Origin of the sequence: Bartonella sp. AA89HNZF, from assembly GCF_042196905.1 — a bacterium.
Taxonomy (GTDB): domain Bacteria; phylum Pseudomonadota; class Alphaproteobacteria; order Rhizobiales; family Rhizobiaceae; genus Bartonella.
In genome coordinates this window covers 1-13,188 of the sequence record NZ_JBHIRD010000004.1, presented here as the reverse complement: position 1 = coordinate 13,188, position 13,188 = coordinate 1, and the positions used below count along the sequence as shown (strand labels likewise).

Sequence of the window (13,188 nt, the reverse complement as noted above, 5' to 3'; positions counted from 1 at the left end):
TGGTAATATAGTCGTTAGAAAATATTTTATTCTTTTGTAAACTAATCAATTTCTATGCATTTTATTAAGGAAAGAAAAACAAACGTGCGACTAACCATGAAATTATTCATGCGCACAAACCAAAAGAATTACCAAATTGGTTTTATGATCCAGAAGAATTTGCTCATGCTCACGCATTTTGATATTCAGAGAAATGAGGATCTATTAGTGGACAAAACCTTATCGTAGATAGAACACTCATATAAATACACACTAACTTGGATATCATAAAAATGTCTAGAGAACGAAATAGTGATTTAAGGTCACCAAAAGCTGAACTTGACAGTGCCGCGCTTTTTTATCACCAATACCCTAAACCTGGAAAATTGGAAATACAAGCAACAAAACCTCTTGATAATCAACGTGATTTAGCTCTTGCTTATTCTCCAGGTGTTGCAGCACCATGTCTTGCAATTCATGAAGATCCTAATCTTGCTGCTCTATATACCTCCCGTTCTAATTTAGTTGCCGTTATATCAAATGGAACTGCTGTTCTTGGTTTAGGAAATATTGGCCCACTTGCTTCAAAACCAGTTATGGAAGGCAAAGCTGTTTTATTCAAAAAATTTGCGAATATTGATGTTTTTGATATTGAAATTGATGCATCCAATGTAGAACAAATGGTACAAACGGTATCGACCTTAGAACCTACATTTGGTGGTATTAACCTTGAAGATATTAAGGCTCCTGAATGTTTTGAAATCGAAGAAAAGCTGCGTTCTAAGATGAATATTCCAGTTTTTCATGATGACCAACATGGAACTGCCATTATTGTTTCTGCTGCTGTATTAAATGCTTTAAATCTTTCAGGAAAAAAAATTGAAAATGCAAAAATAGTTACCTCAGGTGCAGGTGCTGCTGCCCTCGCTTGTCTTAATCTTTTGGTTCGTCTTGGGGCAAAAGTTGAAAATATTTGGCTTAGTGACTTGGAAGGCGTTGTTTATGAAGGTCGCAAGACCCTTATGGATCGTTGGAAAGTTAATTACGCACAAAAAACTGACGCACGAACTCTATCTGATATTATTGATAATGCAGATATTTTTCTAGGTTTATCTGCGGGTGGTGTTTTAAAGCCTGAACATCTTAAAAGAATGGCTCCAAACCCATTAATTTTAGCGCTGGCTAATCCAGTACCAGAAATTATGCCTGAAGAAGCACAGTCTATACGACCAGATGCAATGATCTGCACAGGACGCTCTGATTATCCCAATCAAGTTAATAATGTACTTTGTTTTCCCTATATCTTCCGTGGTGCATTAGACGTAGGTGCTACGGCAATTAATGAAGAAATGAAAATGGCCGCTGTTCATGCGATTGCTGCTCTTGCACGTGAAGAAACTTCAGATGTTGTAGCACGTGCATACTCAAAAGAACCTCCCAGTTTTGGTCCAGACTATTTGATTCCCTCTCCTTTTGATCCACGTTTAATACTGCGTATTGCTCCCGCTGTTGCTAAAGCAGCAATGGCAACAGGTGTCGCTATTCGTCCCATTGAAGATATGGAAGCCTACTATGATATCCTCAATCGATTTGTCTTTCTTTCTGGTTTAACGATGAAACCTGTTTTTGCAGCAGCAAAAACAGCAAAACGTAAACGCGTCATTTATGCGAATGGTGAAGATGAACGCGTCCTTCGAGCAGCACAAGTTGTCATTGAAGAACAAACAGCAACACCGCTCCTTATCGGCCGTCCACATGTCGTAGAAGCTAGATTAAAACGCTTTGGTTTAAGAATTCGTCCTGGTATAGATTTTGAATTAACAAACCCTGAAGATGACCCACGTTTTCGTGATTATGTTAATTTATTTTTTCATTATACAGGAAGACGTGGCGTTACGCCTGAAATGGCAAAAACAATAGTAAGAACATCAACAACGGCTATTGCTGCCCTCGCCGTTATGCGAGAAGAAGCAGATGCAATGATTTGTGGCTTGGAGGGACGTTTTGAACGTCAACTTGAATTGATTGAACAAATTATCGGACTTGATCCTAATGTTCACCGTTTTTCTGCTATGAGTTTACTTATCTCTCAACAGCGTACTCTTTTTCTCACAGATACTTACGTCAATGAAAATCCTTCTGCAGAAGAAATCGCTGAAATGACTGTATTGGCCGCTAAAGAAGTTGAAGCATTTGGAATAACACCAAAAGCAGCCTTATTATCACACTCAAACTTTGGTTCTAAAAACACAGAAAGTGCGCGTAAAATGCGACGTGCAACAGAAATTCTTGCCCAATTACACCCTGATTTAGAAGCAGATGGTGAAATGCACGGTGATGCTGCCCTTTCTAAAGTTTTTCGTGATCGTGTTTTTCCTGATTCTCGTCTTAAAAGTGAAGCCAATCTGCTTATTTTTCCAACACTTGATTCAGCCAATATCACGCTCAACACTGTTAGAAGCCTTACAAATGCACTTCATGTTGGTCCTATCTTGATCGGGGCAGCACGTCCCGCGCATATCTTAACACCTTCGGTAACTTCACGGGGAGTTGTTAATATAACAGCCCTTGCCGTCCTTGCGGCAAATAGAAAAAATAGTCTCGTAAAATAAATGTGCAATAAAATTTCAAAGTTTTTTAAATATTGAGGTATAGTACTTCATATACTGTAAACCTCTTTTCTCTATAGAAAAGACAGCTATATTCTGGATTAATTCTTTTTTTTAAAGAGAAAAAAGGCTAGAAGAATAGTATTAAATATATTTTGAATTTACTAACTCTATAATAAGGAATCCGTACATTGCCTTCCACGTTTGATAAAGTTGCTGATATTATTGCAGAAATCAGTGAAATTGATCGCAATACAATTACGCCTGAAAGTCATACAATTGACGATTTGGGAATCGATAGTCTTGATTTTCTTGATATTGTTTTCGCTATTGATAAAGCTTTCGGAATAAAGGTTCCACTAGAACAATGGACGCAAGAAGTCAATGAAGGCACAGTTGCAACGGAAGAGTACTTTGTTCTTAAAAATCTTTGTGCAAAAATTGATGATCTCGTTGCCTTAAAACAGGCGGAGTAATTTTTTCACCATGCATGATCAATCTGTATTCATCACTGGTATCGGCCTCATAAGCTCTCTGGGAGAAGGAACTGATCAACATTGGAATCTCTTAAATGCTCAAGCCCGTACACCAAATCTAGATTGTACAACTTTTTCGCCCTACACGGTTCATAAAGCGCCCGAAATTGATTGGGGTTCACAGATTCCTAAAAAAAGCGATCAACGACAAATGGGAACATGGCAGCGTCTTGGTACCTATGCGGCTGGTCTTGCTCTTGATGATGCCGGCATGAAAAATAATAAACAACTCACTTCAACAATGGATATGATCGTAGCGGCAAGTGGAGGAGAGCGTGATATTACTGTTGATACACAAATTCTTTCTAAAGCGCGCGCAATCGCCGATCATGCTTCTATGTTAAATGTTGCTCTTTCAACCGAACTTCGTCCAACATTATTTTTGGCACAACTTTCAAACCTTCTGGCAGGAAACATTTCAATCGTTCATAAAGTCACTGGATCTTCTCGTACATTTATGGGAGAAGAAGGCAGTGGACTTTCTGCACTTCAAATTGCTGTAGCCCGTATTAAATCAGGACAAAGCACCCATGCTCTTGTAGGAAGTTCTTATAATGCACAAAGTTATGATATGTTGTTGGCGCATGAGCTTGGTGGTCTTTTAACCCATAATGGATGGAGCCCAGTGTGGAATCGTGAAATTCACCCCGGCGGCGGTATTATAACCGGTTCTGGTGGTATCTTTCTAGTTCTTGAAAGTGGAGAGCATGCGAAAAAACGTAACGCGCGTGCTTATGCTGAAATTAGTCAAATTGTTACAGACCAAACAGATAGAACCAAAACTTCACTGAGAGAGTCAATTGCAACAATGTTGAAAACTGTGGGCGCTAAATCTGCCTTAGTCATTTCAGCAGCCTCAGGTGCTCACGAAGCAACAAAAGCAGAACAATATGCTCTTGACGATGCTGATCTATCTTATCGCGGTATTACAACATTATTTGGTTATATGCGGGAAGCACAATTTCCTCTAGCGCTTGCTCTGGCAGCACTTGCAATTGAAAAAAAACACTGTTTTCCAGCATTAAGTCCTCATGAAAAACCTTTTCCTAAAGAAGTGCGTGAAATATTTATTACAACTATTGGTATAAAAAGAGCTGAAGGTATCGTGCGTCTTACAGCTGTTTGAAGGGGAATTTCTATCGTGAAATATCATGATCATTTTGGACGTCCACTTGTAGCAATAACTGGTGTAGGCGTTGTCACATCACTAGGACGAGGAAAACATGAAAATTGGCAAAAATTAACAAGTGGTGTAAGCGGAATCCACAAAATAACACGTTTCCCCATTGAGGGATTAAACACATATATTGCTGGAACGATTGATTTCCTCAAAGAAAGTACGTTTGGTGCTTCAGCTCTTTCTGAAAAGCTTGCACATCTTGCTGCTGAAGAAGCGTTAGAACAAGCAGCTGTTGATAAAACAAATTTTAATGGACCACTTTTTCTAGCTGCTCCTCCTGTTGAACTTGAATGGAAAGCACGTTTTAGTCTTGATCAAGAGGAAAAATTCAATAATGAGCCTTCTTATGCAGATCTTCTTAAAGTCTGTAAGCATAAACTCCATGAGGCACTTTTTGAAACCACACAATTTGGTGCAATTGCAGAAAAACTTCAAAAAACATTTGGCACAAAAGGACTTCCTGTTACACTTTCCACTGCCTGTGCATCTGGTGCAACAGCAATTCAATTAGGTGTTGAGTCTATTAGACGGAGAGAGACAAATAGAGCGCTCATAATTGCGACAGATGGATCAGTTTCAGCAGAATCTCTTATTCGTTTTTCGTTACTATCTGCTCTTTCAACTCAAAATGAGCCTCCAGAAAAAGCAGCAAAACCCTTTAGCCGTGATAGAGATGGTTTTGTTATGGCAGAAGGATCAGGCGCTCTTGTTCTTGAATCTCTTCAAAGCGCATTAAACCGTAATGCTACAGTTTTAGGAATTTTAGCTGGCTGTGGAGAAACCGCCGATGACTTTCACCGTACACGTTCAAAACCCGATGCATCACCAGCAATTGAATCCGTTCGTAAAGCCTTAGACGATGCACAAATAACCATCAATGAAATTGACTATATTAATGCCCACGGAACTTCAACACCTGAAAATGAAAAAATGGAATATCTTGCATTATCAACTGTCTTTAGTGATCTGTTAGAGCATATTCCAGTCTCTTCTAATAAATCAATGATTGGGCATACATTAACTGCTGCTGGTGCAATAGAAGCCGTTTTTTCTCTTTTAACCATTCAATCAGGGGTACTTCCACCGACAATAAATTACGATAATCCTGACCCTTCCATCCCTTTAGATGTTGTTCCTCATCATAGCCGTAAAGCCTGTGTTAATGCGGTTTTGTCAAACTCTTTTGGATTTGGTGGTCAAAATATGAGTCTTGTTATCACAGCCTATAAAGGATAATCCTTTATATAATAAAAATTTTGTAACGCTAACCTAATAACGTCTTTTAAGGGGGCTGATAATGCGTGCACTGCAACTCTTTAATGAACGTCGACTTGAAATCACCAATATTCCCTCGCCATCTTCACCTAGTCTAGGTGAAGTAACTGTGCGGATAAAAGCTGTTGCCCTTAATCATATTGATGTATGGGGATGGCGTGGCATGGCCTTTGCGAAAAGAAAAATGCCCCTCATCATTGGTGCAGAAGCCTCTGGTGAGGTTGTACAAGTAGGAGATGGCGTTGAACATCTCCAACTTGGACAGATTGTCTCAATTTATGGTGCACAAACCTGCGGAGTATGCAAAGCTTGTCATGAAGGAAGAGATAATCTTTGCAGTAATGTAAAAGGAGTCTACGGTTTTCATCTTGATGGATTTGCGTGTGAGTTTGTTAATCTGCCAGCACGTTTATTGGTTCCAGCACCACCCCAATGTAATGAATTGCAAGCAGCCGTTGCTCCAATTACTTTTGGTACTGTAGAACATATGCTTTTCGATAACGCAAAACTACAAGAAGGAGAAACAATCCTGATACAAGCAGGTGGTTCCGGTATTGGCTCTGCAGCTATTCAACTTGCAAAACATAGGGGATGTACAGTTATCACCACTGTAGGTTCAGATGAAAAAATTGCAAAAGCACAAGCTCTTGGAGCAGATCATGTGATTAATTATCGTAAAGATCGTTTTGAAGGTGTGGTACGTAAATTAACTCAAAAAAAAGGTGTTGACGTTGTTTTTGAGCATGTTGGTGTCGATACATGGAATGGTTCTCTGTTGTGTATGAAAAAAGGAGCACGTTTAGTGACTTGCGGTTCTACCTCTGGTGTTTCAGCACCAATAAATCTCATGCAATTATTCCAGCAACAGCTTAAGATATTCGGTTCATTTGGCTGCCGTATGGAAAATATGAAAAATGCCATGCAAAAAATGGCACAAAAAGCCGTACATCCTGTCATTGATACAATTGTTGGACTGGATGAAATTGATACAGCTTTAAAACGAATGGAAAGTCGTGATGTTTTTGGTAAAATTATCCTTAAAATCGATTAAATCATGATGAAGCTTTCTCTTAAAAATCTCATATATCGTATTAAAATTATAGCTAAAAAAATATCCTATTTGTTATGGGCATATCTACTCTTTGGTTCTTTATTTATTCTAAAGTGTTTTCCAGCCAAAATGGGAATTTCTTTTTTTGCTTGGTTAGCAAAAAAAATTGGTCCCCTTATCCATCGTCATCAAATCACACTTGCAAACCTTAGGAGTGCATATCCAGAAAAAACAGAGCAAGAACTCCGTGCGATTGCAATAGAAATGTGGGAAAATATAGGACGTTTCCTCGCTGAATATATTTTTCTTGATAAAATTTTTGATTTTGATCCTCATGCAGACAAGCCAGGTTTCATTGAGGTTAAAGGCATTGAAATATTTGAGCGATTAAAAAATGAAAAAAAACCACATATTTTTTTCACCGCACATACTGGCAATTTTGAACTTCTGCCTATTTGTGCACAAAGTTTTGATCTTAATGTTACGGTATTATTTAGACCACCCAATAATCCCTATGTTGCCAAACGAATCCTTAAAGCACGACAAACTTCTATGGGACATCTTGTTCCCTCCAAGGCCGGTGCCGCATGGGCATTAGCAGCCAAATTAGAAGAAGGTGAAAATGTTGGTATGCTCGTTGATCAAAAATTTCGCCGCGGTATCATGGGAACATTTTTTAACAGACCTCTTAAAACAAACCCCTTAATTATAAAACTTGCTCGACAATATGACTGTGATATTTATCCAGCACGTTGTATTCGTCTACCTGGAGGACGTCATCGTTTAGAATTATATGAACATGTAGAACTTCCACGTGATGAAAAAAATGATATCGATATAGCGGCTTCTACGCAAAAATTAAATGATATTGTTGAAACTTGGGTCCGTGAATATCCTGGACAATGGATGTGGTTACATAGACGTTGGGACATCTAACATAAGCTCTATTGCTTACAAAGGAAGTGCAAAATGTTAGCCTCAAAAGATATCAAAGATCTCACCGCAATTATCACTGCATTACGCAATCCTGATAGTGGTTGTATCTGGCATAAAAAACAAACTTATGAATCTCTCATACCCTATATGCTTGAAGAAGTTTACGAAGTCATCAATGCCATTGAACAAAAAAACCGAAGGAATCTCTGTGAAGAACTTGGTGATCTTCTTTTACAAGTTGTCTATCATGCTACTATTGCACAGGAAGAAGGCAGTTTTACTTTTGAAGATGTTGTTTATGCAATTACGGAAAAAATGATTCGGCGCCATCCTCATGTTTTTGGAAATGCCGAGCAAAAAAAACGGGGGATTATAAAAGAGGAGTGGGAATATATAAAAAAAAGAGAACAGGTTGAACAAAAAAGAATGTGCGAAGAAAAAAACAACAATTCCTCCACAAGCATACTCGCAACAGTAAAACAAATCCAGCCAGCAAACCAAGAGGCACTTGCTTTACAAGAAGCAGCAGCTAAAGTAGGTTTTGATTGGCAAAAAAGTGATAAAGTTTTTGAAAAAATAGAAGAAGAACTGGAAGAGCTCAAAGAAGCCATCAAAAGTAAACAAAACTCAGAAATAGAAGCAGAGTTTGGAGATCTCTACTTTATACTCCTTAATCTCGCGCGCCACTTAGCGATTGATTCACAAAAAGCATTAAAAAAAACGAATATAAAATTTCGAAATCGTTTCGCCTATATTGAAGAAAAGCTATCCACTCAATCTAAAACACTTACTGACGCATCCTTGAATGAAATGGAAGCACTTTGGAAGCAAGCTAAAAATGAACGATAAAAAATAGTAGATTTCTTCTACCTAAAAGAACAAGCGCCTCTAAAATTACTAAATTATAATTTAGCTTAGTTCAATTTGTTTTATATTGATCCTGCGTAGCAGGACGAAGTTCCACCGATTCTCCACACCCGCATGCTGAAACTTGATTAGGATTTTTAAAGACAAAACCAGACCGCAGCGTTGTCACTTCATAATCCATCTGCGTCCCTAATAAAAATAATACCGCATCATGTGCTACAAAAACACGGGCACCATTCACTTCAACAACATCCGCATCTATCCCCTTTTCTTTGACAAGAGTAATTGTATACTCCATCCCTGCACAACCACCTTTTTTGATACCAACAAGAATACCCTGTGCATCTTTTTCATCCATAATCGCTTTAACACGATCCACTGCTGCTTGCGTCAAATTTATTACCGAAAAACGGCTCATCCTTTACTCTTTTCTTAGTCCAATAGACACTTTGAAAGTTTTTCCTCTATAATATTTTATCTGATATTTTAGAAAAAAAACGAAACATAAATTAAAGCATTCTGATCTTGTTTATTTGGATAAAAATACATACCCGTAAAATGAGATTTGTGATTATACAATCCAGAACTTACAATTTTTTATCCACATAAAATGAAAATACCTCGTCTATAAAACTCTAAAAAAACGAAAACTTTTCAAAACCATACATTCACTCCTCTTCTTTTGAAAATCTTTATCTTTTTAGAAAAGTAACGATTAGGTAAGAAAAAATATACCTTCCGCACTCATTTGCTCCAATTCATACCCCTAAAGTCACCAATCTTACCCCCTCCTCACAATCTCAAAAGTAATTAAATGCATACATCTATTAACTATAGAGCTAAAAATTTAATGATCACAAAGAATTTTACAAATTCGTTATTTATCTTGAATTAACAACAAAATATTGATGTCCAAAATTTTTACTTTCAAAAGCTCTAAGTGCAAGAGCATTTTAGATTTTATTCTGTTTATTTTTTCTCTTGCCTTTAAAGAAACAGTCATTTAATCGTTTTACACGAACTCGGAGCGTAGCGCAGCTTGGTAGCGCACTTGACTGGGGGTCAAGGGGTCGTGGGTTCAAATCCCGCCGCTCCGACCATTTTTAAAATGCTATAAAATAAGCTTACTTAAAAAGTGGATTATTACGCATTTTAATTGCACACACATGAACTTTTTCTTCAACGTAAAATAATGTGCAGTGATATTTTATCATAAATTTGAGATAAGCTGTTTTATTAAAATGCGCTTCGTTCTTAGGAAAACACATACGAAACGCGAGACCTTTTGCCTCGCGTTTTTTATTCTTCAGAAAAATTTATAATTATCCGATCTCATATTTTCTAAATTTTCTTTACACAATAACGTCGCTGTTATCATTTTTTGTAATGGATGGTGACATCTGTACGGTTATCTTTTTTGGTTTTAATTCAGCTGGCATTTCCCTTTTAAGCTGAATATGAAGAAGCCCATCTCCAAGTTCTGCCCCAATAACCTTAACATGATCAGCCAAATGAAAACGCCGTTCAAAAGCACGCGAAGCAATACCTCGATAAAGAAACTCTCGTTCTTCAGCATCATTTTCAGGCTTTCTGTCTCCTTTAACGATCAGCTGGTTACAATGTGTTTCAATATCAATTTCATCTTGAGAAAAACCAGCAACAGCCATAGAAATTCTATAAGAATCTTCAGTTAAACGTTCAATATTATAAGGGGGATAAGAAGAAACTTCATCTGGTTGGGTTCTAGAATCAAACCAATTAAAAAGATGATCAAAACCTACTGTGGAACGATAAAATGGTGAAAAGTCTACTTGACGCATAATATTGCCCTCCTCTAGAGCGACTATAATTTATAACTGATTCACAAAGTTCCCAAATGGCAAACTTGCTTGTGAACCTGCGGCCCCATCATGGCAACCACACTATATTATCTAGTAATCGTTTTTCTTTATTTCAACTCTTTGGGACCTAAATTGATAAAAACTATCTAAAAAGCAATATACCCCTTTTTAAATCCTCTTTCTTCATTACATAAATGTCAAAGCACTAAGCGACAAATACACTGTAAAGGATTTCAATTGGAAACACCTCTTTATCCCATAGACTGGGGTTCCACTTCTCTTAATATCCATCATGATATTCTTAAAATAGCAATAGATCATGAAATTCGTTTTGCTATAACATATCCTGAGGTGGAAAAATCTAAGGGAACAATTGTTATTCTCAAAAGCTACGCAAATACTTTAGAAAAATATTTTTTATTAATAAATGAAATTTCTAAACGCGGTTTTCATACAGCAATATTTGACTGCTTTGATCAAGAAAAAACATCCTTCAAGATAAGAAAACAAAGCCGACATCATTGTTTTGATATAAATAATGATATTAATGATTTATATAAATTTCTTAAAAATATTGTTTATCCTAATTGTCCGCCGCCTTACTCTATGCTCACCTATGGCATAGGTGGATTGATAGCACTTAGCGGATTAGATCTCATTAATCATCAGTTTAATAGATTGCTCTGTGTTTCTCCCCTTTTTGCTCCATTCGGCAATAAAACGAATAGTTTTCAACATAAATTAACACAATTTCTTTCTGATATAGGTCTTGGCTTTATACCAGTGAAAAATAGGAAAAAATTAAACAAGACAAAACAAAAAAATATACAATTGGGACACATACATAAAGTGCCGCTCCCTTCCATTAAGCCCCCAACATCCCAATGGATGGCTTCAGTATTTAATGCGATTGATTCTATGAAGAGAAATGTACTTCATGGAAATTTACGAATCCCAACACTCTTTATTCTTGCCAATCAAAACAATATTGCAAACAACATTGAAGTGCGGCAATTATGCCAACACACACGTCTAACAGAAAGTATTACTATTACAGGCGCTGAACTGGATACAATTATGGTTAACGAAGATTATAAAAAACAATTTTTGGCTGCATTTGATGCCTTTATTCCCGATAATGTATCTGTAAAATAACTAAACCTTAATTTCCACTCCGCCCCATCAAAAAAGAAAATTTCTACGAGCATTGGATCTACAAACACTTTTAAATATAATAGATTTTTCTTTCCAACCACTCATATGATTTGTTTTCTAGCCTTTACAGGCAAACCATGACCTAAATATTCACCACGCATTCTAATAAAAAACTAATATACAAAGTATATCATTACATTAAAAAATATTATTTTACATCATAAAAAATAACTTAATAAAAAAACTATTTATATAAATAAAAATAATAAATCTATCTTAATATAACATGATACATATTTACAAATAAAGCATCAAAATACTATTTTTTATTTGTTATAAAATACTCATTTAATATTATATCTAGAAAATAATACTTTTCATCCATTTAAGGAAAAAACTGGAAATAAAGCGCATTTATAATATTTATTACAAATCTCTATAAAAACAAATAAATATAAAATTTCTATTTCTTAGGAGAAATTTTTAAAAACAATAAATTAACATAATATTCTTTTAATTTCTCGATATAGGAAGTCCCTACAATAATGGTTTTCATAATTTTTTTAATGGAATTCTGATAATAATCAGCAAATTTAAAAGAAAAGATAGAAATGAATCATCCTAGAAGTTTTAGAGCCCCCCTTCTTTTTTCAAAATCACATATATTTCGAATTTAACCAACTCACAACGAATATGCTGTATTGTAAATCAGAATGTAAGAATTAACCATTTTGCCATTCATTTCAATTATGAGCATTTTACCATCTTTTTTCTAAATACTCTATATTGTATAATTGATGCGGCAAAACTCTGACAAATGGAGCCATTGGAACATAATCATGAAACGAATCCTGCTCGCAGAAGATGATAACGATATGCGTCGCTTTCTCGTAAAAGCCTTAGAACGTGCAGGCTACGAAGTCGCCGATTTCGATAATGGTATTAGCGCATATGAACGTTTACAAGAAGAGCCATTTTCCCTTCTCCTGACTGATATTGTGATGCCAGAGATGGACGGAATCGAACTTGCACGACGTGCTACTGAAATTGACCCTGATTTACGAGTAATGTTCATTACAGGTTTTGCAGCGGTAGCACTCAATTCAAATAGTGATGCCCCTCCTGATGCAAAGGTTCTCTCTAAGCCATTTCACTTACGTGAACTCGTCAATGAAGTTGAAAAGATTCTTATCGCTGCTTAAAAAGTATTTTTTAAAGTTATTTGCATCTGTTGAAAGAGAAAATAAAATTAGGCATTGACGTTTGGCATTCTATATGGTGTATGCAACATCAATGAATGGGCGTGTAGCTCAGCGGGAGAGCACTACGTTGACATCGTAGGGGTCACAGGTTCAATCCCTGTCACGCCCACCATTGCATTTTATATCAACAATAATTTATTGATTTTCCATATATTTTTTACAGTGAGGGACGCGTAAATAAAAGTTAGGGAATAGGATTTTTAACATTTCTCTATAAAGCACGCTTCGCACAATGTTTCTAATGTTTCTTTGAAGTCTGCTAACGCTTCTTGATGTAAGCCATCTAAAAGTCTCATAAACGCAACAACAGTTTCACGTTGCAACGGAGTAGAAGGCTTTATGATGATGCTTTTTCGACAAGAATAGGCTTCTTTTTTTAAGAGAGAAGCCTTCTCTTTATCTAAACCATAAAGCTCTATGATCTTTTCCTCCAGTCCTACAGGAACAGATTTTTTGCCAATCTCGACAGAAGATAAAAATGCTACAGATATGTCTAA

At 36.4% G+C, this 13,188-nt stretch carries 12 protein-coding genes and 2 tRNA genes; 11 read left to right on the top strand and 3 right to left on the bottom strand.

The annotated features are described in order from the left end of the window. Positions 1-272 precede the first annotated feature (272 nt). The 7 genes from ACFIN0_RS02930 to mazG all read left to right on the top strand — a co-directional run bounded on the left by ACFIN0_RS02930 (position 273) and on the right by mazG (position 8,415). Complete coding sequence (locus ACFIN0_RS02930) at positions 273-2,591, top strand: NADP-dependent malic enzyme (protein ID WP_375701890.1); 2,319 nt, start codon at positions 273-275, stop codon at positions 2,589-2,591. Between the two features lie 188 nt (positions 2,592-2,779). Beyond that, on the top strand, positions 2,780-3,064 hold the full coding sequence (locus ACFIN0_RS02925; protein ID WP_005773457.1) for an acyl carrier protein: 285 nt from the start codon (positions 2,780-2,782) through the stop codon (positions 3,062-3,064). A gap of 10 nt (positions 3,065-3,074) precedes the next feature. Continuing rightward, complete coding sequence (locus ACFIN0_RS02920) at positions 3,075-4,250, top strand: beta-ketoacyl-ACP synthase (protein WP_375701889.1); 1,176 nt, start codon at positions 3,075-3,077, stop codon at positions 4,248-4,250. Between the two features lie 15 nt (positions 4,251-4,265). Further along, positions 4,266-5,540: a beta-ketoacyl-ACP synthase gene (locus ACFIN0_RS02915; protein ID WP_375607099.1), complete on the top strand. Its 1,275-nt coding sequence runs from the start codon at positions 4,266-4,268 to the stop codon at positions 5,538-5,540. Positions 5,541-5,601: 61 nt separating this feature from the next. Beyond that, entirely contained in the window at positions 5,602-6,630 is a 1,029-nt protein-coding gene (locus ACFIN0_RS02910; RefSeq protein WP_375701888.1) for a zinc-binding dehydrogenase, read from the top strand. A gap of 6 nt (positions 6,631-6,636) precedes the next feature. Beyond that, positions 6,637-7,566 carry a lipid A biosynthesis lauroyl acyltransferase gene (locus ACFIN0_RS02905; protein ID WP_375607171.1) on the top strand — a complete coding sequence of 310 codons (930 nt, stop codon included), beginning with the start codon at positions 6,637-6,639 and terminating at the stop codon, positions 7,564-7,566. A 33-nt stretch (positions 7,567-7,599) separates the two neighbouring features. Further along, positions 7,600-8,415, top strand: a complete 816-nt coding sequence (gene mazG, locus ACFIN0_RS02900; protein ID WP_375610408.1) for a nucleoside triphosphate pyrophosphohydrolase — start codon at positions 7,600-7,602, stop codon at positions 8,413-8,415. Between the two features lie 70 nt (positions 8,416-8,485). Here the strand turns inward: mazG and ACFIN0_RS02895 are convergent, their stop codons facing one another. Further along, entirely contained in the window at positions 8,486-8,851 is a 366-nt protein-coding gene (locus ACFIN0_RS02895; RefSeq protein ID WP_375607096.1) for an iron-sulfur cluster assembly accessory protein, read from the bottom strand. A gap of 605 nt (positions 8,852-9,456) precedes the next feature. Here ACFIN0_RS02895 and ACFIN0_RS02890 point away from each other — a divergent pair. Next, a tRNA-Pro gene (locus ACFIN0_RS02890) sits at positions 9,457-9,533 on the top strand. 252 nt (positions 9,534-9,785) lie between these two features. Here ACFIN0_RS02890 and ACFIN0_RS02885 read toward each other — a convergent pair. Next, entirely contained in the window at positions 9,786-10,253 is a 468-nt protein-coding gene (locus ACFIN0_RS02885) for an Hsp20 family protein (RefSeq protein ID WP_375607095.1), read from the bottom strand. 258 nt (positions 10,254-10,511) lie between these two features. On the opposite strand from ACFIN0_RS02885, the gene ACFIN0_RS02880 reads away from it, so the two are divergent. The 3 genes from ACFIN0_RS02880 to ACFIN0_RS02870 all read left to right on the top strand — a co-directional run bounded on the left by ACFIN0_RS02880 (position 10,512) and on the right by ACFIN0_RS02870 (position 12,803). Then, positions 10,512-11,429, top strand: a complete 918-nt coding sequence (locus tag ACFIN0_RS02880; protein WP_375701887.1) for a serine aminopeptidase domain-containing protein — start codon at positions 10,512-10,514, stop codon at positions 11,427-11,429. 839 nt (positions 11,430-12,268) lie between these two features. Next, complete coding sequence (cpdR, locus tag ACFIN0_RS02875) at positions 12,269-12,631, top strand: cell cycle two-component system response regulator CpdR (protein WP_005773448.1); 363 nt, start codon at positions 12,269-12,271, stop codon at positions 12,629-12,631. A 97-nt stretch (positions 12,632-12,728) separates the two neighbouring features. Next, positions 12,729-12,803: transfer RNA gene (locus tag ACFIN0_RS02870), tRNA-Val, on the top strand. Positions 12,804-12,891: 88 nt separating this feature from the next. Here ACFIN0_RS02870 and ACFIN0_RS02865 read toward each other — a convergent pair. Further along, the coding region (locus ACFIN0_RS02865; RefSeq protein WP_375629409.1) for an XRE family transcriptional regulator at positions 12,892-13,188 on the bottom strand (297 nt) is incomplete at its 5' end.